Raw genomic sequence first — 23697 nt, 5'->3', positions numbered from 1 at the left:
GCAGATGCTGCGGCTTTTATTTATGTTTTGAGCCGGGCGGTTAAACGATCAGAGCTATAGAAGATATAAACACAGGTGATTGCCTGCGCCTTTTCTATAATTTATCCTTGCATTTGAAAAAATACGCGCTATAATACATTCATAACTAATCTGCTTTAAAGTGTTAAAGCTTCTAAGACTTTAAAGAATAAAAGCGGATGAGAAAGAGGAGATGCATTATGAAAAAGATGAACAGATTTACAGCGATTTCCATGGTCGCGATGATGGCTGTGGCTTCCTTAAGTGCCTGTGGCTCCAGCTCCACACCGACCGCGACGACCGCGGCAGCAGCAGAGACGACGGCAGCCGCAGCAGAGACCGATGCGACGACCGCAGCGGCAGCCGAGGGGACCGACGGTAAGACCTATAAGATCGGCGTACTCCAGCTCGTACAGCATGCGGCGCTCGATAAGGCAAACGAGGGCTTCGTAAAGGCTCTCGATGATTCGGGTATTTCCTATGAAATCGATCAGCAGAACGCGTCCGGTGAGCAGTCTGCCTGCCAGACCATCGCTGAGAAGTTCGTAAATGATGGAGATGACCTTATCTATGCGATCGCGACGCCGGCAGCACAGGCCGCTTCCGCGGCGACGACCACCATCCCGATCGTTCTTTCCGCGGTAACCGATCCGGCAGAGTCCGGCCTCGTAGCTTCGAACGACGCGCCTGGCGGAAATGTCACCGGTACCTCTGATCTGACCCCGGTAGCGGAGCAGATCGATCTTCTGAAGCAGCTGCTTCCGGATGCGAAGACCGTCGGTATCCTTTTCTGTACCGCGGAGTCGAACTCCGAGATTCAGGCACAGATGGCGAGGGACGCCTGCGATAAGGCCGGCCTCGCACATGCGGATTACACCGTTTCCAGCTCGAACGAGATCCAGACCGTCGTGGAGTCTATGATCGGTAAGGTTGACGTCATCTACGCACCGACCGATAACACCATCGCAGCCGGCATGGCGACCGTCGCTTCTGTCGCAACCGACAACAAGATCCCGATCATCTGTGGTGAGGAGAACATGGTCAATGAAGGCGGCCTCGCAACCTATGGCATCGACTACTACCAGCTCGGCTACATGGCAGGTGAGCAGGCTGTGGAGATCCTGAAGGATGGCAAGAATCCTGCAGATATCCCGATCGGCTACCTCAGCGCGGATAAGTGCACGATCGCTGTCAATCAGGAAACCGCTGATACGCTCGGCATCGATGTTTCTTCTGTCAAGAAGTAAGTCGCTTTTCAGCCTTCTGTGCCGGGCGGTGGATATAAAGACTTCGTTCTTCGCATCATCGCAGGGGCGTCACGGATGAGGATGAAAACGAAATTTATTTTTCAGAACCGAGGGCGGAGCAGAGGCTTCGCCCTTTTTATATTCCTTGTTGACTTTAAAGTACTAAAGTCCTATGATTATGAAAGTTGTATCAGCGCTTTAAAGCGTCTATGTGACAGAATGTGTAGACCGCTTGGGAGGATGCTTTCTTGCGCAGGATACAACCTTATTTTTTATTACAGGAGGAAACCTCATGAACGGTTTACTTGCATCCATGCTGGGCGCGGTTTCACAGGGACTCATCTGGTCGATGATGGTGCTCGGCGTCTATATCACCTTTAAGCTTTTAAATATCGCCGATATGACGACGGACGGTGCCTTCGCACTGGGCGGCTGTGTGTGCGCGACGATGATGCTCGCGGGACTCGATCCGACCCTCGCACTGATCTGCGGTTCACTGGCAGGTGGCGTGGCAGGTGCGGTGACCGGTGTTTTACATACCTTCTTCGGTATTCCGGCGATCCTCGCTGGAATCCTGACCCAGATCTCACTCTGGTCCATCAATCTCCGGATCATGTCGGATAAGTCGAATCAGTCGGTGAATAAGATTGCGTCCGACATCACCTTCTGGGTGGATAAGCTCGGCATCACCCAGTCGCAGGCGACGCTGATCGTCGGACTCATCGTCGCGATCGCACTGATCGCCATTCTCTACTGGTTTTTCGGTACCGAACTCGGTGCGGCACTGCGTGCAACGGGTAACAACGAGGATATGATCCGGGCCCTCGGCGTAGATACGAACCATGCGAAGCTGCTCGGCCTCGTCATCGCGAACGTCCTCTGCGGCCTGTCCGGCGCCCTCGTCTGCCAGTCCACGAAGTATGCGGATGTCGGTATGGGTACCGGTGCGATCGTCATCGGCCTCGCGTCCATCGTCATCGGTGAAGTCATTTTCGCCCATGCACGTAATTTCGCAATGCGTTTAAGCTCGGCGGTCATCGGCTGTGTCATTTACTTCGTTATCCGTGCCGTCGTGCTCCGTCTCGGTATGAAGGCGAACGACATGAAGCTTCTGTCGGCGGTTATCGTCGCCCTCGCGCTCTGTATCCCGGTAGCGATGCAGAAGTATCGTGCAGCGAAGAGCTATCGTGAGCGTGTATCCGAGGATGAGGAAGCGACGGATGCACTCGAGCAGAAGGAGGCATAAGCGATGTTAGTGATCAAGAACGTACGAAAGACCTTTAACAAGGGAACCGTCAATGAAAAGAAGGCACTGCGTGGCATCAACCTGACCCTGAACGATGGTGATTTCGTGACCATCATCGGCGGTAACGGTGCCGGCAAGTCGACCCTTCTCAATATGATCGCCGGTGCCTATCCGGTCGATTCCGGCATCATCGAGATCGATGGTGAGAACATCACGAAGCAGCCGGAGTGCAAGCGCGCGAAGTACATCGGACGTGTATTCCAGGATCCGATGAAGGGCACGGCTGCCGACATGCAGATCGAGGAGAATATGGCGCTCGCCTTCCGAAGAGGAGAGCGCAGACGTCTCCGCTGGGCGGTTACCCAGAAGGAGCGTGAGTTCTATAAGGATGCGCTCGAGCGTCTCGGCCTCGGTCTGCAGAGCCGTATGACCAGTAAGGTCGGACTCCTGTCCGGTGGTCAGCGCCAGGCCCTGACCCTGCTGATGGCGACGCTCAAGCGTCCGCATCTGCTCCTGCTGGACGAGCATACCGCGGCCCTCGATCCGAAGACCGCCTCGAAGGTCCTGGCTCTCACCGAGGAAATCGTCGGGGAGAACCATCTGACGGCCCTCATGGTTACCCACAACATGAACGACGCGATCCGCATCGGAAACCGCCTCATCATGATGGATAACGGAAAGATCATCTATGATGTCGCCGGGGAAGAGAAGAAAAAGCTCACCGTCGAGGATCTGCTCCAGAAGTTCGAGGAGGCCTCCGGTGGAACCTTCGCGAACGACCGTATGATGCTTGCGCGATGATGTGACGGACGGAAGCATTGGCGCAGGGCAATGCAGGCGGCTGTGCCGTGCGCTTCTGAAAAAAATAATGTAAATACAGGACCCCTATGCTATAATGCTCGTGATTTTGAGTATATAGAATAGGGGCATTTTTATGGGAAAGCCTGGAAGAAGCAGAAAAAAACAGGGTATGGGAAGTGAGGCGAAGCAGAGGATCCTTCTGATTTCGGTACTTATTTTCTGTGTCCTGATCATGGGCCTCCTGATCCGCGTACTGGTGCGCGGCGGGAAGCAGGAGGCCGTCGTGGAAGAGCAGCAGCTGAGCTCGGAAAGTGAGTGTACGGCGGTCCCGGAGACGATTTCGACGGAATCACAGATTCAGCGTCTCACCGATCAGATACAGGCGGATACGTTGCAGCGGGTGCTGCAGCAGTATGCGACGCTCGGCATCGTGAAGTGTGACAGCTACATCAATTTCCGTTCGGCACCGAACCAGAACGATCTCACGAACATCATGGGTGAGCTTACGAACGGTGCGGCCGTGAACATCCTCGAGATGGATCCGGAGGGGGCCGAGGGCTGGGCACATGTCGAGTCCGGCGGAATGGATGGCTATATGTCGAAGCGCTATCTCGTGACCGGCGAGGAGGCGGTCGCGATGGTGCCGGAGCTGATCCGCGTGCGTGCGACCGTCATCACCGATCATCTCCGGATGCGTTCGGGACCGGTCATCGAGGACGGCAATACGGTCGGCTCCGCGGCGAAGGGCGAGAAGTATGAGGTGCTCGAGCGTGCCGGTCAGAGCTGGATCAAGATCGCACCGGATAACATCGATACCATCGACACCTGCTATATGTCGGCGGATCCTCAGTATGTGACGATCGACTACGGCCTCGACGAGGCGCGCACCCTGAACCTGAAGGCGAAGGTGCTCAATATGTACGATCATCTCGGTGTGTCCCTCGCAAGCGACTACATCAACGTGCGCTCCTCACCGAAGGAGGACGGAATCAATAATATCGTCGGTAAGTTCCCGGGCTATGCCGGCTGCAATATCCTCGGCGAGGAGGACGGCTGGTATAAGATCAAGTCCGGTCCGGTCACCGGCTATGTGCGGAAGGACCTCATCGCGACGGGCGATACGGCGCAGAATCTCGCCGTGCAGCACGCGCAGGTCATGGCGATCGTAAACACGGAGTCTCTGAACGTCCGCTCAGAGGCCTCGACCGATTCGAAGGCCTGGACGGCGGTCACCTCCGGTCAGCGCTATAATGTACTGAATCAGCTCGACGGCTGGGTACAGCTCGAGCTGGACGCGGGTGATGATGACGGTGAAGACCAGGGCGCGTTCGTCTCGACGCGAGACAACAACGTCACCGTGCAGTATGCACTGCAGGAGGCCATCGAGTACTATCCGGCGGTCGAGGCGGCGAACGCGGCCATGGCCTTCCGAAACAAGATCGTCAACTTCGCCTGTCAGTTCGTCGGGAACCGCTATGTCTGGGGCGGCACCTCGCTCACCCATGGCTGTGACTGCTCCGGCTTCACACAGTCGGTACTGAAGAACTTCGGCATCTCTGTCCCACGTGTATCCCGTGATCAGGCGCGGACCGGATCGAAGGTGACGAGTGCGAATATGCGCCCGGGCGACCTCATTTTCTACGCAAACCGCAGTGGTACGATCAACCACGTCGGCATGTACATCGGAAATGGCCAGGTGGTCAACGCCGCTTCCACCCGCTCCGGTATCCGCATCTACCGCTGGAACTACCGGACCCCGGTGGCCATCCGAAACGTCATCGGCGACTGACCCACCGCGCCAGAATTAATGGGGTCTGACCCCATTAAATTTTTATAAACTTTTAGAGGAGAAGAAACATCTATGCAGAATAACAAGATCAGTGCAAGCCGCATCGCCGGTATGCTCCTCGGCTGTGTCGTGATTTCCCTCGGCATCGCCTTCTTCAAGCAGTCCGGGCTGGGCAATGACTCCATCACGGCGCTTAACCTCCGGACATCGGAGCTCCTCGGGATCTCCCTCGGCACCATGAATCTGATGGCGAACACGCTCTTTTTCATCGTCGAGATCCTCTGGGGCCGGAAATACATCGGTCTCGGCACCTTCTTTAACTGGGTGACCATCGGCTACATCGTGACCTTCTTTTATCAGCACATCGAACAGATCTTCGGCGTGGCGTCGTCCTTTCCGGTACAGCTGATCTTCGTGATTCTCGGTGTCGTGATCACCTCCGTCGGTGTTTCAATGTACCAGACCGCGAACCTCGGCATCGCCCCGTACGATTATCTCGCCATCGGTCTCGCCGACCATACCCCATTTCCATACTTCGGCTGCCGCGTCTTCACGGACGCCCTGACCGCGCTCATCACCTTCCTGCTCGGCGGACTTATCGGCCTCGGTACCCTGATCTGCGCCTTCGGCCTCGGCCCCTTCATCAGCTTCTTTGATACCCATTTCTCAAAGAAGTGGATTCGCTGAAACAATGATGCCCTCCTGGGCCTCACTTTAATCGAAACAAATTGTTTTAACGAACATGCAACGTGGTTATGGAGAATTTTACAAGTAGTTATTGAAACTATGTGCATGCGGGTGTATGATAGGCTCAATGTTTCAAAAGGAGTGATCATACTATGCATTCTTATATACTCAGCTGTTGCTCAACGGCGGATATGCCGGAGTCCTGGTACCAGGAGCGCGAGGTCAATGTCTGCTACTTCCACCTTCGTGTCGGAGACGATGAGTACCTCGACGATTTCGGACACTCGATTTCCTCGTCCGAGGTATATCGCCGTATGCTGGCCGGTGAACGTTCGCAGACCTCACAGGTCAATGTCGAGGAGTACGTCGAGCGTTTCCGCCCATACCTCGAGGCAGGAAAGGATATCCTGCATGTCACGCTTTCGAGCGGTATTTCCGGTACCCTCAACTCTGCACGGATCGCAGCCGAGGATCTGCAGGAAGCCTTCCCGGAGCGGAAAATCTACATCGTGGATTCCCTCTGCGCATCCTCTGGCTACGGACTGCTTATGGATAAGCTCTGCGATTTACGGGATGAAGGGATGGACATCGACGCACTTCGTGACTACGCAGAGACGGAGAAGCATAAGGTGCAGCACCTGGTACTGACGACGAACCTTAAGTTCCTCATCATGGGTGGTCGTGTATCGAAGGCCTCCGGTGCGATCGGTACGATCCTCAATATCTGTCCGATGATCGAGCTCGTGAAGGATGGATCCCTCAAGGTGAAGGAAAAGCTTCGTGGAAAACGGAAGGCCATCGCACGGCTCGAAGAGAAGATGGAGGAGCTTGCGGAGAACGGACTTCAGTACAGCGATACCTGCTTCGTCGGAAATTCCGAGTGCGAGGAGGATGCCGAGAAGCTGCGGGAGATGATCGAGTCCCGTTTCGAGCATCTGAAGGGGAAAATCCGAATCTATCCGATCGGCCCGACCATTGGATGTCATACCGGCCCTGGAACCCTGACGGTGTTCTTCTTCGGAAAAGAACGAACTGAATAAAACGAAATATACGATGAGATCGTAAGTGTTCAGCCAGGGGCTCCTGGCTGAACACTTACGACATAAGGGGACTGCCTGTGCGCAGCCCTCTTTTTGATTGACTTTCGCGATGTGCAGTGCTAATCTCCACATAAAAGACGCAAGTCTTAATTTACAGTATCGCGCAGAACGAAGCCCAGCGTATGCATCCGTTGAAGCATCCACTGAGCGGTCAAAGGTATCCGTGTCATGAAGGATGCATCTGATGTTCGCGCGGTCGAAGAGTATGGAGCAGATCTATGATTAATGTTGCAATTGTAAGCCCGGATCATTCGCTGGAGCCTGTAGAGAAGGTCATCGCAGAGCATGATTTCGGCTGTCAGTTTTTTCAGTATATCTATCGAAAGATGAGTGACATCGATGCCATCTACCAGGATGTGAAGGGAAAGTGCGATGTCATTTTCTTCTCTGGCGAGCTGGGCTATCACTATATCAAGAACAAGTTTCCGGATAACCGCATCCCATGTACTTTCACGGCATATGAGCCGATCGATGTGCTGTCGATCCTGCTGCAGTTTCAGATCGACCATCCGGAGACGAAGCTGAATCGTGTTTTCTGTGATTTCCTGACGACGACAAACAACTATATGGAAGTGCCGCAGTATGTAAAGAAGGAGAACTGTCCGTACTTTTTCGAGGACACGCACTACGACTACCGGCATATCACCGCGTATGCGAAGAAGCTCTGGGATGAAGGAAAGATCGATCTGATCCTGTCCCGGTCCATCAATAACCTGACCCGCCTCGATGAGCTGCATATCCCGTATGTTGCCGTGTTCCCTTCGGAGGATATGATCGTGAAGTCGATCCGCTCCGCACTGAACGAGCTCCGTCTGGACTCGATCAATCTGAAGGATGAGCTCAGCATCCTGATGCGTCTGCCGTTTGACGAGGATGTCGAGCAGGAGGAGCAGGAGTACCGTGAGGCGACGGTCTACAAGCTGCTGGCGGACTACCGGAAGGCGAATCATCTGCACTTCCGTATCTCCCAGGGCTTCAACCAGTTCGAGATCCATGTGCAGGTCCCGTCCGGTGCGCCACAGCTCGATACGATCCGTACACTGCTGCTGATCCTGAAGAAGGAGCTGAACTTCCCGTTCCGCATCGGTGCCGGTGTCAGTCCGTCCTATGAGCGCTCACGTTACTTCGCGGAGCACGCCCTCATGGAGGCGGATCGCTATGGCCGCAATGATGCCTTCTTCATGGACGAAGAGGATAAGATCACCGGACCGCTCAGTGCGGATAATCAGCTGATGTACAACTACTCGAATGAAAAGGCACTTGCGTTTGCAAGAGAGAACGGGATCAACGAGACCAATATCCTGAAGCTGATCAGCATCTTCGAGCAGAATGAGGCGCAGCTGATCAGCTCCCATGCGCTCTCCGAGAAGCTTGGCATCACGATGCGTTCCGCGAGCCGTATCCTCGCGAAGCTCTACGATCTCGATATGATCCGCTTCCGTGATACCGCTCCGGATACCAAAACGCCGCGTCAGGGTCGACCGTCGCATTATTATCACTTTAATCCGTCTGCGTTCAAGGAAGCGCTGCTCTGAACGAGCACGCACAAGTATCGATATAGACGCAAACGCCTGTTTTAGATATAGATTTTGCTGGAGTTTTGGAGTATAATACTAAAGTTACATTCAGATATTACGACCAGGTGAGGTGATATGGGTAGACCGAAGGGCAGCAAGAATAAACCGAAGACGACAGCAAATACCAGGGCGCGCTCCAGCAGTAAGGCACAGGAGTATGATGCACCCTTGATGGGGGACGAGGCCGCGATCATCATCACCTTCGCCGTCTCGCTTTTTCTGTTTCTGTCGAATCTGGGTCTCTGTGGTCCGATCGGCGCAGCACTGAAGGCTGTGCAGCTCGGACTTTTCGGCGTGGTCGGCTATCTCTTTCCGATCGTGCTGTGCTTCGTGGTGGCCTTCATCCTCTCGAACATCGATAACCCGCACGCAACGCTCCGTATGAGCTCGGCGCTGTTCATGCTGGTGTTCCTGTCGGCGCTTTTCCAGCTGTTTACCGCAGGTGGCGTGCAGGACATGAGCCTGATGGATTTTTACAGTGAGGGCGCGGAGCTCGGCATCGGCGGCGGTATCGTCGGCGGTGCCCTCGCGATGGTGCTGCATACGATCGCCGGTACGGTCGGCGCGGCCCTGATCCTCATCGTGGCCAGCTTCGTGTGCCTCATCTATACCACCGGAAAGCCACTCGCACGTATCATCGCGAAGCATTCCGCACGTGCCGCTTCCCATGCCCGTGATCGTGCGCGGGAGGACTTCTCACAGGTGGCGGAGTCTGCACGTCTCCACCGGGAGGAGCGTCGTCTCGCCCGGGAGGAGGAGCTGCGTGCACGTCGGGCCGGTGTTGATATGCAGGCGATCGATCTTTCTGCACATCAGTCCCTCTCCGAGATGAGTGCAGGGGCGACGGTGTCTGCGGAGGCCAATGCTGCCGATCAGACCACCGCCCGGCAGACAGCGGTGCCGGAGGATCCGTTTACGATCCCGGCACTCGACGACACGACCGCCTATGAGGCAGCCCTCGGGGCGGGTGCTGATGTGAAGCAGCCTGTCTCGGTTGAGCCGAAGCTGAACGCCGAGCCGACGATCACCGGCATGGGTGCGATCCTCGGTCCGGATGAAAATGCAGCGAACAGTGTCGAGCTGCCGCTGAACGTCCGTCATACCCCGGTGACACGGGACGACCGCGCGACGATGCCGGGCAGTCCGGACATCTGGGATGACCAGAACCTCATGGACAGCTACATGGACGATGAGGCGGACGTGGTGCAGGTGGATGATGAGTTGCATTCCGAAGCTGAGGACGCGATGGATGCAGAGCTGCACCCGCTCGCGGACAGCGATGATACAGAGTCGGCCGCGGCCTATGCGGGTGATGATGAGGTAAGCGTCGCTCGCAACGGCGTGGCCACCATCGGCCGCGGTGATATGGAGCAGGGAACACGGCGCATCGTGGCCTCGAACGGTCAGGTGATTGACGCGGATGTTGAGCCGATCAAAAAGAAAATCGAGTCACAGCTCGACCGTGAGAAGAAGGAAAATACACCGACGGATGCGGATAACGCGAAGGTCCAGCAGGAGATTCTCGAGAAAAAGAAGCCTAAGAAGCCTTACGTGATCCCGCCGCTCAGCCTCCTGCAGAAGCCGGCACGTCAGGACTTCGATACGAGAGAGGAAATCCGCCAGAACGCGCTGACCCTCCAGGAAACCCTGAAGAGCTTCGGTGTCAATGTCACGATCACGAACATCTCGATCGGCCCGGCCGTCACGCGGTATGAGCTGCAGCCGGAGATCGGTGTGAAGGTGTCGAAGATCGTGTCGCTCACAAACGATATCAAGATGCGTCTCGCCGCGGCGGATATCCGTATCGAGGCGCCGATCCCGGGCAAGTCGGCAGTCGGCATCGAGGTGCCGAACAAGCACGGTGCGACCGTCTACCTCGGGGATGTGCTCGGCAGCAGTGAGTTCCAGGGAGCGAAGGCGAAGCTCGCGTTCGGTGTCGGTAAGGACATCGCCGGTAAGACCATCGTCACCGACATCGCGAAGATGCCGCATCTGCTCATCGCAGGTGCCACCGGCTCCGGTAAGTCGGTCTGCATCAACACCCTGATCATGTCCCTCCTCTTCAAGTATAAGCCGGAGGATGTCCGCATGATCATGGTTGATCCGAAGGTCGTGGAGCTCTCCGTCTACAACGGCATCCCGCACCTGCTGATTCCGGTCGTGACCGATCCGAAGAAGGCAGCCTCCGCGCTGAACTGGGCGGTCGCCGAGATGACGGATCGATATAAGAAGTTCGCTGAGAGCGGCTCCCGTGATCTCAAGGGATACAACGAGAAAATCATGGCCGTGCGGAATGATCCGGAGATCCCAGAGGATCAGAAGCCGGAGAAGCTGCCGCAGATCGTCATCATCATCGATGAGCTCGCCGACCTTATGATGGTGTCGAGCCAGGAGGTAGAGGACGCCATCTGCCGTATCGCGCAGCTTGCACGTGCCGCCGGCATGCACCTCGTCATCGCGACCCAGCGTCCGACGGTGGATGTCATCACGGGTCTGATTAAGGCCAATGTTCCGAGCCGTATCGCCTTCGCCGTCTCGTCCGGTACCGACAGCCGTACCATCATCGACATGAACGGTGCCGAGAAGCTGCTCGGAAAGGGCGATATGCTCTTCTTCCCGCAGGGCATCCCGAAGCCGGTGCGTGTGCAGGGTGCCTTCGTCTCCGATCAGGAGGTATCCGATGTCGTCGATTTCATCAAGCAGGAGATGGGCGAGGTCGAGTACAGTGAACGCATACAGCAGCAGGTACAGGCCGGTGGTGGCGGCGAGGGCAGTCTCGGCGGTGCCGGAAACCAGGACGAGCTTTTCGTCGAGGCCGGCCAGCTGATCATCGAGACCGAGAAGGCCTCGATCGGTATGCTCCAGCGAAAGTTCCGCATCGGCTTTAACCGTGCAGCCCGCATCATGGACCAGCTCGCCGAGGCCGGCGTGGTCGGTCCGGAGGAGGGCACGAAGCCACGGAAGATCATCATGACGCTCGCCGAGTTCGACGAACTGATCTCGAACGGATGACGTCACAGGTCGTTCGTGCTCCGGTTGGGATGTGACGATGCGCCGTCGGATGCATTGTTCTCCTGAAAAAGCACCGGAGGCGTAAATGACCGCTTTGCCACAGTTTTCGAGGGCGCGTCCCTGAAAATACAACACTTAGAAGCTATGAGAGAAAGAGGTAAGAGATGAAGTCTGATATTGAGATTGCACAGGAATCTACGATGAATCGCATCACAGACGTAGCGGCTGCGTATGGTATCGAGGCGGATGAACTCGAGCAGTACGGAAAGTACAAGGCGAAGCTGAGCGACGATCTCTGGGATAAGATCAAGGATCGTCCGAATGGAAAGCTCGTTCTGGTCACCGCGATTAATCCGACACCGGCCGGGGAGGGGAAGACCACCACATCGATCGGTCTCGCCGACGCACTGAATCTGCTCGGAAAGAAGACCGTGGTCGCACTGCGTGAGCCGTCCCTCGGACCGTGCTTCGGCATCAAGGGTGGCGCGGCCGGCGGCGGATATGCGCAGGTCGTTCCGATGGAGGATCTGAACCTTCATTTCACCGGTGACTTCCATGCCATCACGAGCGCAAACAACCTGCTCGCCGCACTCCTCGATAATCATATCAAGCAGGGCAACGAGCTTCGCATCGACCTGAAGGCCATAAACTGGAAGCGCTGCGTCGATATGAACGATCGTCAGCTCCGAAACATCGTGATCGGACTCGGCGGAAAGGCCGACGGCGTCGTACGTGAGGATCATTTCGTCATCACCGTGGCGTCCGAAATCATGGCAATCCTCTGCCTCGCAGACGATATGGAGGATCTCAAGAAGCGTCTCGCCCGCATCATCGTGGCCTACGATGTCGATGGGAAACCGGTCACCGCAGCGGATCTGCAGGCGGTCGGCTCCATGGCTGCACTGCTGAAGGATGCCATCAAGCCGAACATCATCCAGACCCTCGAACACAACATGGCCCTCGTGCATGGCGGCCCGTTCGCGAACATCGCGCATGGCTGCAACTCCGTCCAGGCGACCCGCTTCGCACTGAAGCTCGGTGAGATCGCGGTGACGGAGGCCGGCTTCGGTGCCGATCTCGGTGCTGAGAAGTTCTTCGACATCAAGTGCCAGATGGCCGGCTTCCAGCCGGATGCAGCGGTACTGGTTGCCACCGTACGCGCACTGAAGTACAACGGCGGTGTGCCGAAGACAGAGCTTGCCGGGGAAAACCTCGATGCACTCGCAAAGGGCATCGTGAACCTCGAGAAGCACATCGAGAACCTGCAGAGCTATGGTATCCCGGTTGTGGTAGCCATCAATCAGTTCGCGACGGATACCGAGGCGGAGCTTCAGTTCGTCGAGAACTTCTGCCGTGAGCGTGGTGCAGAGTTCGCACTCTCCAAGGTACATGGGGAAGGCGGCAAGGGCGGCGTCGAGCTGGCAAAGACCCTGCTGGAGACCCTCGAGAAGAAGGAGGCGCACTTCACGCCGGTACAGAAGCTTGAGGATAATCTCTATCAGAAGATCGAGGCCGTGGCGACAAAGATTTACGGTGCGGATGGTGTAAACTACGAGCCGAAGGCACGGAAGGCCCTCGATAAGCTCACCGAGCTCGGCTTCGGTCAGGTTCCGGTCTGCATGGCGAAGACGCAGTACAGTCTGAGCGATGATGCGAAGAAGCTCGGCCGTCCGACCGGCTTCCGTATCACGGTTCGTGATGCCTATGTATCGGCGGGTGCCGGTTTCGTGGTCTGCCTCACCGGTGACATCATGACCATGCCGGGTCTCCCGAAGAAGCCGGCGGCGTTCGGCATCGATGTAAAGGACGGAAAGATCACCGGACTCTTCTGATGATCTCTGTTGCGGCCCTCTGGTATCCCTGGAGGGCCGATCTACTTTTAAGACGAAAAGAGAAAGATTATGGCAAAATTTGCAGACTGGCTGAATGACATACAGTATGAGACCGTCCATGGTGACACTTCGGTGCCGGATGTCCGGGAGGTCGTGTTTGATTCGAGAAAAGCAGTGCAGGGAACCGTCTTTAATGCGATGAAGGGTGCCAATGTCGATGCGCATCGCTTCATCCCGGCGGTCATCGCGCAGGGCTGTCAGGCGATCGTGATCGAGGAGGATCCTTCTGCGTTTGGTCTCGCGCTTGAGACCGTGCCGGCGGAGGTTGCGATCATCCGTGTGGAGAATGCGCGGGCGTCCCTCGCGGCGCTCAGTGCGGCACGCTTCGATCATCCGAGCCGGGAGATGACGGTCATCGCTATCACCGGAACGAAGGGCAAGACGACCACCGCCCACATGATCCAGCAGATCCTCGAGGACGCCGGCGAGAAGGTCGGCTGCATCGGTACGACCGGTGTCGAGTATTGCGGGCATCACCTTCCGACGAAGAACACGACCCCGGAGTCCTATGACCTCCAGCACTACTTCCGTATGATGCGGGATGAGGGCTGTGATTATGTTGTGATGGAGGCCTCCAGCCAGGCCTTCAAGCTCCACCGTGTCGACGCTATCACCTTCGACTACGGCATCTTCACGAACATCGAGCCGGATCACATCGGACCGAACGAGCATGCGGATTTTGAGGAGTACAAGTACTATAAGAGCTGCATCTTCAAACAGTCCCGTGTCGGCATCATCAACCTCGATGCGGATTATGCGGATGAGCTCCTTGCCGGTGCGCCGTGCAAGATGTTCACCTATGCGATCGACCGTGCGGCCGACTTTATGGCTGACAACATCGAACACGTGAACCGTCCGGACTTCGTCGGGATCCGCTTCGATGTGAGTGGCCACACGGAGCTCGAGATTAAGATGGATATGCCGGGGAAGTACAATGTCTACAATGCGATGGCCGCGATTTCCGTTCTGTCCCTGATCGGGATCCCGCATCGCGCGATCATGAGCGCCTTCCGGCGTGTGCACGTCGACGGACGTACGCAGATCGTCTTTAAAAACGACACGATGTCGGTGCTCGTCGACTATGCGCACAACGAGATGGCGATGGAAAATCTGCTCAGTACCTTACGGGAGCTTCATCCGAAGCGTCTCGTCGTTGTCTTCGGCTGCGGCGGCAACCGTGCGAAGGACCGTCGCTACGGCATGGGCAAGGCGGCGGCCGCGTTCGCGGATTTCAGCATTCTCACGGCGGATAATTCCCGTGATGAGGAGACGACGGACATCATCGCGGATATCAAGTCCACTCTCGTGCCGGCCGGCGGACAGTATGTCGAGATTCCGGATCGCCGTGAGGCCATCGAATATGCGATGACCCACGCCGAGAAGGGCGACATGATCGCCGTGATCGGAAAGGGACATGAGGACTACCAGGAGGTGAAGGGCGTGCGTACCCACTTCCTCGACCGGGAGGTCATCCTCGAGACAGCAGCGAAGTATAAGCTTTGATGGAGAACAGTATGAATACAGCGGATATCAGTTTCGGATTCAGTGACGAGGGCATCGAGGAGATCGTGCTCGACTCGCGGAAGAAAATGCAGCATGCCCTCTTCGTGCCGATCATCGGTGAGCACAGCGATGGACATGATTATATCGATATGGCCATCGCGAACGGCGCGGTCGCCGTGCTCAGCTCCCGTCCGATCGAAGCGCTGCAGGCGAAGCATCCGGCGGTCCGCTTCTATCAGGTTACGGACACGACGAAGGCGCTGCAGGAGATCGGCTACATGGAGCGGAAGAAGTTCCACGGCACCGTCATCGGTGTCACCGGCTCGGTCGGGAAGACCACGACCCGCAGCATGATCGCGACCGCGATCGCGGCAGGAAAGAAGGTCTTTCAGACGGCGGGCAATGCGAACTCCCAGGTGGGTGTTCCGATCACCATGTTTCAGATGGCCCGCTCCGGTGCGGAGGCGGCGGTGATCGAGCTCGGCATGTCGGAGCCGGGAGAGATGACCCGGATCGCGCAGATCGCCTGTGTCGATATGGCGGTGATGACGAACATCGGCATCGCCCACATCGAGCAGCTGAAGACCCAGGAAAACATCCTCCGGGAGAAACTGCACATCCTCGACGGCATGCGGGAGGGTGGCGCACTCTACCTGAACATGGACGACGCGATCCTTTCGAAGCTGACGCTCGAGGAGATCCATGCCTTCGGGATCGCGACGGAGCAGACGATCGAGCTCCGGTCGTATGAAATGAAAGATTATGATCTTCACCTCATGGTGAAGGGCAGCCACATGCTTCAGAATGCGTCGGCCGCGATGCATATCGCGACGGCGCTCGGTGTCGATGAAGCGTCGGCGCAGCATGCGCTCGAGAACTTCTCCGGGCTCGCCGGCCGTGGAGAGACCTTCCGTACGAAGGAGGGGGTCCTCGTCATCGATGATGCCTATAACGCATCACCGGCGTCCATGAAGGCAGGGCTGGAGGCCCTCGCCGCCCTCGAGGGAAAACGTCACATCGCGGTTCTCGCCGATATGCTCGAGCTCGGTGAGAAGACGCTGGATTACCACCGCGAGGTGGGAAGCTACCTCGCGACCCTGCCGATCGATGCGGTCTTCCTGTACGGAGAGCGGGCCGCTGCCATCGGCGAGGGAATACAGAACGCGGTCGCCGAGCCGCACAAGCCGATCGGGGACGAGGCCGCACGCCGCGTGCCGACGATCGAATACTTCACGGATCTCGAGGAGCTCCGCAACACCCTTCACGCCATCGCCTGCAGCGGGGATGTCCTCCTCTTCAAGGGCTCGAACAGCATGAAGCTGTCCGAAATCGTGCGTGACTTCAGACAGAAACAGTGCTGATGTACGCAGAAATCATCATTGACATCACAAATGAAGCACTGGACCGTGCCTATACCTATCACATTCCGGAGGGCATGGACCTTCACGTAGGGGATCGTGTCACGATCCCCTTTGGTGCGTCCAATGCAGAGAAAACCGGCTATGTCGTCGGTCTTCGGGAAAACTTCGACTATGATCCGTCGAAGGTGAAGGACATCGTCGCGGTGATCCCGGATGCCATCTCCGTACAGGAGCAGCTCATCCACCTCGCCGCCTGGATGTCGACCGAATACGGGACGACGATGAACCAGTGCCTGAAGACGGTCCTGCCGGTGCGCCGGACCGTGCGAAAGAATGCCCGCCGCATCGATCCGGTCCGCATGTATCAGAACGAGCAGGATGAGTACCACGATCTGAATCCGGCACAGGCCCAGGCAGCCGCTGCCGTCATCGCGGGGTACCAGGCCTGTGTGGCGAAGCGCACGGCTTCGCCGGTCACGAGTGTGCCGGGAGATACGGAAACCGCGGAACCGGAGAGCACCGGGACGTCTGCATTGGCCGAAGCGAAGGCAGCGGGCGAAGCAGCTCCGGCGGATGGACATCCTGTGCCGCGCTATCTGCTGCACGGGATCACGGGCTCTGGAAAGACCGAGGTCTACCTCCACATCATGGAGGAGGTGATCCGGCGCGGGGATCAGGTGATCCTGCTGATTCCAGAGATCTCGCTCACCTACCAGACGGTGCGCCGCGTATCGACCCGCTTTCAGGGCCGGGTCGCGATCCTGAATTCCCGGATGAGCATCGGCGAGCGCTTCGAGCAGTATACGAAATGTGAGCGTGGCGAGGTCAATGTCCTCATCGGCCCACGTTCAGCCGTATTTGCGCCGTTCGAGCGACTCGGCCTCATCATCATGGATGAGGAGCATGAGTCGGCGTACAAGTCGGAGACGGCACCCCGCTACGAGACGCGGGATGTCGCGTATGAGCGGGCGCGTCTTGCAGGCTGTCCGGTGCTCTATGGATCAGCGACGCCGTCCCTCACGATCTACAGCGCCGCTCTCCGGGGCGAGGTGCAGCTGCTCGAGCTGCTGGAGCGGGCCCACGCCGGTGCGAAGCTCGCGGAGACCGAGATCATCGACCTGCGGGAGGAGCTGGCGAAGGGAAACCGGAGCATCCTCTCGGAGCGGCTCTATACGCTCATGCAGGAGAAGCTCGAGAAGAAGGAGCAGATCATGCTCTTCATGAACCGGCGCGGCTACTCGAATTTCGTGTCCTGCCGGAGCTGCGGTGAGGCGCTGAAGTGCCCGCACTGCGACATCACTCTGACCCTGCACCGGGATGGCTCTCTGCGTTGCCACTACTGCGGCTACCAGACACGGCTCATGAAGCTCTGCCCGAGCTGCGGCAGCCCCTACCTCGCGCCCTTCGGCTTCGGTACGGAGAAGCTTGAGAGCTATGTGAAGAAGATCTTCCCGACGGCGTCGGTGCTCCGTATGGATGCGGATACGACGAAGCGGAAGGGGGACCACGAGCGTATCCTCGAGAAGTTCCGGAAGCACCAGGCCGACATCCTGATCGGTACCCAGATGATCGTCAAGGGACATGACTTCCCGGATGTGACCCTCGTCGGGCTCATCGCGGCGGACCTCAATCTCTCGGCACCAGACTTCAAGGCCTCGGAGCGCACCTTCCAGCTGCTGACCCAGGCAGCCGGGCGGGCAGGTCGTGGTGCGCAGGCCGGTACGGTCATCATCCAGACCTATCAGCCGGATCACTATGCGATCGTGCTGTCAAAGCGGCAGGACTACAGGGCCTTCTATGAAAAGGAGTTCCGCTTCCGGAAGCTGATGGGGTATCCGCCGACGGAGCGCCTCATGACGATCCAGCTCGCCAGCAAGGATGAGGATTTTCTCTCCATGGTGAGTTCCGCTGCGGCGGAGGGCTTCCAGCTCGACTGCAGTGCCGAGGGTGCCGAGCTGATCGGACCGCTCGAGGCCTCGGTCTACCGGATCAACGACGTCTATCGAAAAATCGTCTATATCAAACACCCGTCCCATGATATAATCATCAGGTTACGGGATCGTTTTACCGAACGTGTACGTCAGCACGACCGTCGCGGCCTCGTGCTGTTGAATTTTGATTTACAGTAGTTAGGAGAGTATTATGGCATTAAGAACCATTCGTGAAATTGGAGACCCGATTCTGGAGAAGGAGTGCAAGCCGCTGAAGGCGGTGTCGGATCGTACCATCGACCTCATCAACGACATGTTTGAAACCATGTATGCGGCGAACGGTGTCGGACTCGCTGCACCGCAGGTCGGCATCCTTCGCCAGCTGTTCGTCATCGACATCGGTGATGGCCAGCGCTATATCTGCATCAATCCGACGGTGACCCCGATCGGCGACGAGACCCAGACCGGTGACGAGGGCTGTCTGTCCGTACCGGGCAAGCAGGGCGTGGTGACGAGAGCGATGAAGGTGCATGTCGAGGCACTCGATGCGAACATGCAGCCGTATGCCTTCGACTGTGAGGGTCTGCTCGCACGTGCGATGGCGCATGAGAACGACCACCTGCACGGCATCCTCTACACCTCGAAGGTCGAGGGAGAGCTCGAGGACGTGAACTACGAGAGCCTCGACGAGGAGGAGTTCGAGGACTTCGAGTGATCATCCAGGGCCCCGGAGGGCCTTCAACAGAAGCACAGTACTACGAGACCGGTGAAATCTAACCCAGGGACCCTAAGCGGCACTAGGCCCTCTGCAATCACTGAGTTTTCTTTATGAAAACTCAGCGTTGCAGAGGGTTCCAGGGAGAGATGACACCAAGTGCCGCTAAGGGGACCTGGATTGATTTCACACGGTCCCTTCGTATGGCTTCTGTTGACGGTCCTCCGGGAACCCCTGACGGATTTTGTACACTTATGATGTTGTAAATGCCCTTGGATGGAGGTAAGAGGTGAAGGTTATTTTCATGGGAACACCGGATTTTGCGGTGGCGACGCTCGATGCACTGGTGAAGGCGGGCTATGAGATCCCGCTCGTGATTACACAGCCGGATCGTCCGAAGGGACGGCATGGTGAGGCACAGAAGAGTGATGTGCGTATCGCGGCGGAGGGCTACGGAATCCGTGTAGCGACGCCGGAGCGGATCCGGAAGGATGAGGCGCTGAAGGCAGAGATGCGTGCGCTCGCACCGGATGTGATCGTCGTGACGGCATTCGGACAGATCCTGCCGAAGGATATCCTTGAGATACCGAAGTATGGCTGTGTCAATGTGCATGCCTCGCTGCTACCGAAGTACCGTGGCGCGGCGCCGGTGCAGTGGGCCGTGCTGAACGGCGATGCCGAGTCGGGCGTCACGACCATGCAGATGGATGAGGGCCTCGATACCGGTGATATCCTGATGATGAAGCGGATTCCGCTTGAGGCGAAGGAAACCGGCGGCACGCTCTTCGATAAGCTGGCGAAGCTCGGCGGGGAGCTGATCGTGGAGACCCTCGAGGGTCTCGAGGCCGGCAGCATCACGCCGGTGCCACAGGATGCATCCCAGGCGACGAAGGTCGGTCTTTTCACGAAGACCTCCGGTCGCATCGACTGGACGGAGGATGCGGTGGTCATCGAGCGGAAGATCCGCGGTCTGAATCCATGGCCATCCGCCTACAGCTTCCTCGGCGGGAAGCAGCTGAAGCTCTGGGATGCCGACGTACTGACGGACGCGGAGTGTAAGCAGTATCCGCTGCCGGAGGTGGCCGTGATGATGCCGGAGCAGGACAGAACGATGCCGGAGGGAACGAAGGCAGGGCATGTATATGCCGACCAGAAGATGCTGGTGGTGCGCTGTGGTCGGGGTGCACTTCTTATCCGGGAGCTGCAGCTCGAAGGCAAGAAGCGCATGAAGGCTGAGGATTTCCTGCGCGGACATCGTTTCTGATTCTTCAGATAAAGTTTAGACTTTTTACATACACTGATCACGAATATGTCGTACACTGTAGGGCACAGCTTTGAATACGTTCGCCACTAAGGCATCACGGGGACCCCCGCGCCCTACGGGCGGCACTCCCCCGTGATATACAAAGAAGCTGTGCATAAGGCACAGCTTTGAATACGTTCGCCACTAAGGCATCACGGGGACCCCCGCGCCCTACGGGCGGCACTCCCCCGTGATATACAAAGAAGCTGTGCATAAGGCACAGCTTTGAATACGTTCGCCACTAAGGCATCACGGGGACCCCCGCGCCCTACGGGCGGCACTCCCCCGTGATATTTAATGGCAGGAGGAAATACTATGTACGGTTACTATGGATATCCGATGTTTTATGATCCGACCTATGTACTGGTACTGATCGGCGTCATCGTCTCGATGCTGGCAAGTGCCAATGTCAACCGGACCTTTCAGAAATATGCGAAGATCGGCGCGCGTGCCGGCATTACCGGTGCGGATGCCGCACGCCTGATCCTGAGCCGGAACGACATCACGAATGTCCGTGTGCAGGGGATCGCCGGAAATCTGACGGATAATTATGTGCCGAGTAAGAAAGTTCTGAACCTGAGTGAATCAACCATCAACAGTCACTCGATCGCGGCGATCGGTGTCGCGGCCCATGAGTGCGGGCATGCGATCCAGGATCACGTCTGCTACGGGCCGCTGGTGCTGACGCGCACGATCACGCCGGCCTGTGCCGTCGCTTCGAAGATCTCGATTCCGATGATCTTTTTCGGGATCCTCATCAGCTGGTCGCCGCTCATCAAAATCGGCATCATCGCCTTTATCGTGGCGATCTCGATCCAGCTGCTGACCCTTCCGGTCGAGTTCGACGCATCCCGCCGCGCGGTGAAGACGCTGCGCGAGAATCAGGTGCTGACCGAAGAGGAGCTTGACGGCGTGAAGGCGGTTCTGACAGCGGCTGCACTTACCTATGTCGCCGCGGCGACATCGTCTCTGCTGCAGCTCCTTCGACTGCTGATCCTGACGAGGGGCAGCCGGCGAAGTGACGACTGACGCTACACGGCATATTAAAGAGAGGAAACTGCAAAGAATCATTTATGGTGAATAAGAATCAGCGAAAAAAAACGACCCGGGCAGAGGGCCCGCTGCATAAATTTATGCATGCCGGAAAGAAAAAAATATCAGAGATTTCGAGAGAAAAGACCGCAGCGACGCCGCGGTCTATTGCTGTACTTAGCCTTATGAAGATCCTTGAGGAGAAGAAGCTCTCGCATATCGTGCTGCGTGATGCACTGTCGGCGTATCCGGACTGGACGCCGCGCGACCGTGCCTTCGTGACACGACTCGTCGAGGGAACCCTCGAGTATACGATCCAGATCGACTTCATCCTGAACCAGATCAGTAAGACCCATACGAAAAACATGGAGCCCCTGGTTCGGACGGTGCTCCGCATGGGCAGCTACCAGATTCTCTACATGGATAAGGTGCCGGACAGTGCGGCCATCAACGAGGCGGTCGAGCTCGTGAAGAGCCAGGAGGACAAGGTCTTTTTCCTGAGCGGCTTCGTGAATGGCGTTCTTCGGAGTGTTTCCCGGGATAAGGAAATCATCTTCCAGAACCTCGCCCATACCGGAAAGACACCGGCCTATATCCGCTACAGTGTGCCGCTCTGGATGTACGATGCACTGAAGAAGGTCTATGGACGGGAGGAGACGGAGCGCATGCTTGCCTGGTTCCTCGAGGGTGAAAAGAAGAACTTCGTCCGCTTCCAGGATGGACACTGTGAGGAGATGGAGGGCGACATCGTGCACAGCGAGGCCTTCCAGCGCGGTGAGATCACGATTCAGGACTACGCATCACAGCAGGTCGGCATCGAAGCCGATCCGCAGCCGGGCGACCAGGTCGTCGATGTCTGCGCGGCACCGGGTGGCAAGAGCTGCCATATCGCGGCCCTCCTCGAGGGAACGGGCCATGTCGATGCGCGGGACCTCACGGAAGCGAAGGTGGCGCTCATCGAGCAGAACATCGCACGGCAGCAGCTTACGAATATCACGGCGCAAGTGCACGATGCACGCACGCCGGACCCGACGCTGCTGGATGACGCCGGACAGGGAACGGCAGATATCGTCATCGCCGATCTCCCGTGCTCCGGTCTCGGTATCCTCGGGAAGAAGCCGGATATCCGCTTCAACGCGAGCCGTGAGGGCATCCGGGAGCTGCAGAAGCTGCAGCGCGAGATCCTCGATACGGTATGTACCTATGTGAAGCCGGGCGGAAAGCTGCTGTACTCCACCTGCACACTGACGAAGGAAGAAAATGAAGACAACCGGGAGTATATCCTCGCGAAGGGCGGCTTCACCCTCCTGAAGGAGCGGAAGTTCCTGCCGGGTGCGCCATCCGACGGGTTTTATCTTACGGTATTTCGAAAAGAATGAAGAATTTACGCGATTTAGAAATTAACGATTTGAAAAAGCTGCTTGAGGAGATGGGCGAGAAGCCATTCCGTGCGAAGCAGATCTATACCTGGCTGCACCAGAATCTGGTGGAGCACTACGACGAGATGACGAACATCTCGAAGGGACTCCGCGATCGGCTGAGTGCGGAGTACAGTGTGGCCCTGCCGGAAACGGTGGAGGTGCTTACCTCAAAGATCGATGGTACGAAGAAATTTATCTTCCGTATGCAGGACGGACATGTCATCGAGTCCGTCTGGATGGAGTACCAGCACGGGCACAGTGTCTGTATCTCCTCCCAGGTCGGCTGCCGCATGGGCTGCAAGTTCTGTGCATCGACGCTCGACGGCCTCGCACGGAATCTGACGAGCGGAGAGATGCTCGGACAGATCTACCAGATCCAGCGTACGACCGGTGCCCGGGTCGATAACATCGTCATCATGGGCTCCGGCGAACCGCTTGACAACTACGATGAGTTCACCCGTTTCATCCGCATGATCTCGGATGAAAACGGACTCCATATCTCGCGACGGAACATCACGATCTCGACCTGCGGTCTGGTGCCGAAGATCCGGCAGCTGGCGGATGAAAATTACGGGATCACGCTGGCACTCAGCCTGCATGCGCCGAACGACGAGACACGGAAGACCCTGATGCCGATCGCAAACAAATATTCGCTCTCGGAGATCATGCCGGCCATCGAGTACTACTTCGAGAAGACCGGTCGACGGGTGACCTTCGAGTATTCCGTCGTCGAGGGTGTCAACGATAATAAGGCGGAAGCGATGGAGCTTGTGAAGCTCATCCGCAGCATGAAGAACGGCGGGAAGCTCCAGTGCCACGTGAACCTGATTCCGGTGAATCCGATCAAGGAGCGGGACTGGAAGCGACCGGATCGCTCGAAGGTCGAGGCCTTCCAGCATATTCTGGAGAGGAACGGCATCGCGGCGACGATCCGCCGGGAGATGGGCTCCGACATCTCGGGCTCCTGCGGTCAGCTCCGCCGGGATTACCTCGAGACGGAGGGCATCGATTCGAAGGCGTAGGGAGCGAATTAAGGCGCTGGAGGATGCGCGAAGCCTCGTA

At 57.3% G+C, this 23697-nt stretch carries 17 protein-coding genes; all 17 read left to right on the top strand.

Annotation, left to right across the window (positions count from 1 at the left end; translation table 11 throughout):
- The first annotated feature begins 218 nt into the window (after positions 1-218).
- The 17 genes from ACK8P7_RS04615 (at position 219) to rlmN (ending at position 23657) form a co-directional block, all read left to right on the top strand.
- Positions 219-1265, top strand: coding sequence for an ABC transporter substrate binding protein (locus ACK8P7_RS04615; protein ID WP_410043055.1), 1047 nt, complete (start codon positions 219-221; stop codon positions 1263-1265).
- 292 nt (positions 1266-1557) lie between these two features.
- Positions 1558-2511 carry an ABC transporter permease gene (locus tag ACK8P7_RS04610; RefSeq protein ID WP_410043054.1) on the top strand — a complete coding sequence of 318 codons (954 nt, stop codon included), beginning with the start codon at positions 1558-1560 and terminating at the stop codon, positions 2509-2511.
- A 3-nt stretch (positions 2512-2514) separates the two neighbouring features.
- On the top strand, positions 2515-3312 hold the full coding sequence (locus tag ACK8P7_RS04605) for an ABC transporter ATP-binding protein (RefSeq protein ID WP_410043053.1): 798 nt from the start codon (positions 2515-2517) through the stop codon (positions 3310-3312).
- Between the two features lie 169 nt (positions 3313-3481).
- Positions 3482-5101, top strand: a complete 1620-nt coding sequence (locus ACK8P7_RS04600) for an SH3 domain-containing protein (protein ID WP_410043052.1) — start codon at positions 3482-3484, stop codon at positions 5099-5101.
- Between the two features lie 72 nt (positions 5102-5173).
- Entirely contained in the window at positions 5174-5788 is a 615-nt protein-coding gene (locus ACK8P7_RS04595) for a YczE/YyaS/YitT family protein (RefSeq protein WP_410043051.1), read from the top strand.
- Between the two features lie 152 nt (positions 5789-5940).
- On the top strand, positions 5941-6828 hold the full coding sequence (locus ACK8P7_RS04590) for a DegV family protein (protein ID WP_410043050.1): 888 nt from the start codon (positions 5941-5943) through the stop codon (positions 6826-6828).
- Between the two features lie 278 nt (positions 6829-7106).
- The gene (locus tag ACK8P7_RS04585; protein WP_410043049.1) at positions 7107-8423 is read left to right on the top strand and encodes a MarR family transcriptional regulator; all 1317 of its coding nucleotides are present in this window, start codon (positions 7107-7109) and stop codon (positions 8421-8423) included.
- Between the two features lie 117 nt (positions 8424-8540).
- On the top strand, positions 8541-11477 hold the full coding sequence (locus ACK8P7_RS04580) for a DNA translocase FtsK 4TM domain-containing protein (RefSeq protein WP_410043048.1): 2937 nt from the start codon (positions 8541-8543) through the stop codon (positions 11475-11477).
- A 164-nt stretch (positions 11478-11641) separates the two neighbouring features.
- Positions 11642-13309: a formate--tetrahydrofolate ligase gene (locus ACK8P7_RS04575; protein WP_410043047.1), complete on the top strand. Its 1668-nt coding sequence runs from the start codon at positions 11642-11644 to the stop codon at positions 13307-13309.
- A 69-nt stretch (positions 13310-13378) separates the two neighbouring features.
- Positions 13379-14872: a UDP-N-acetylmuramoyl-L-alanyl-D-glutamate--2,6-diaminopimelate ligase gene (locus ACK8P7_RS04570; RefSeq protein ID WP_410043046.1), complete on the top strand. Its 1494-nt coding sequence runs from the start codon at positions 13379-13381 to the stop codon at positions 14870-14872.
- Between the two features lie 11 nt (positions 14873-14883).
- Entirely contained in the window at positions 14884-16233 is a 1350-nt protein-coding gene (gene murF, locus ACK8P7_RS04565) for a UDP-N-acetylmuramoyl-tripeptide--D-alanyl-D-alanine ligase (RefSeq protein ID WP_410043045.1), read from the top strand.
- Complete coding sequence (priA, locus tag ACK8P7_RS04560; RefSeq protein ID WP_410043044.1) at positions 16233-18362, top strand: primosomal protein N'; 2130 nt, start codon at positions 16233-16235, stop codon at positions 18360-18362. Before murF ends, priA begins: the two co-directional genes overlap by 1 nt.
- Positions 18363-18375: 13 nt before the next feature.
- The gene (def, locus tag ACK8P7_RS04555; protein WP_410043043.1) at positions 18376-18879 is read left to right on the top strand and encodes a peptide deformylase; all 504 of its coding nucleotides are present in this window, start codon (positions 18376-18378) and stop codon (positions 18877-18879) included.
- A 289-nt stretch (positions 18880-19168) separates the two neighbouring features.
- Positions 19169-20143, top strand: a complete 975-nt coding sequence (fmt, locus tag ACK8P7_RS04550; RefSeq protein WP_410043042.1) for a methionyl-tRNA formyltransferase — start codon at positions 19169-19171, stop codon at positions 20141-20143.
- A gap of 354 nt (positions 20144-20497) precedes the next feature.
- Positions 20498-21211 carry a zinc metallopeptidase gene (locus tag ACK8P7_RS04545; protein ID WP_410043041.1) on the top strand — a complete coding sequence of 238 codons (714 nt, stop codon included), beginning with the start codon at positions 20498-20500 and terminating at the stop codon, positions 21209-21211.
- A gap of 104 nt (positions 21212-21315) precedes the next feature.
- Positions 21316-22593 (top strand): transcription antitermination factor NusB, encoded by a 1278-nt coding sequence (locus ACK8P7_RS04540; protein ID WP_410043077.1) that lies wholly within the window; start codon positions 21316-21318, stop codon positions 22591-22593.
- Positions 22590-23657 carry a 23S rRNA (adenine(2503)-C(2))-methyltransferase RlmN gene (rlmN, locus tag ACK8P7_RS04535; protein ID WP_410043040.1) on the top strand — a complete coding sequence of 356 codons (1068 nt, stop codon included), beginning with the start codon at positions 22590-22592 and terminating at the stop codon, positions 23655-23657. The genes ACK8P7_RS04540 and rlmN overlap by 4 nt, the downstream gene beginning before the upstream one ends.
- Positions 23658-23697: the final 40 nt, after the last annotated feature.

This window comes from Oribacterium sp. P9, assembly GCF_046365365.1.
Classification (GTDB): Bacteria; Bacillota; Clostridia; order Lachnospirales; family Lachnospiraceae; genus Oribacterium.
Note: the sequence above shows the minus strand (reverse complement) of the source record. Positions and strands in the feature narration are given on the sequence as shown.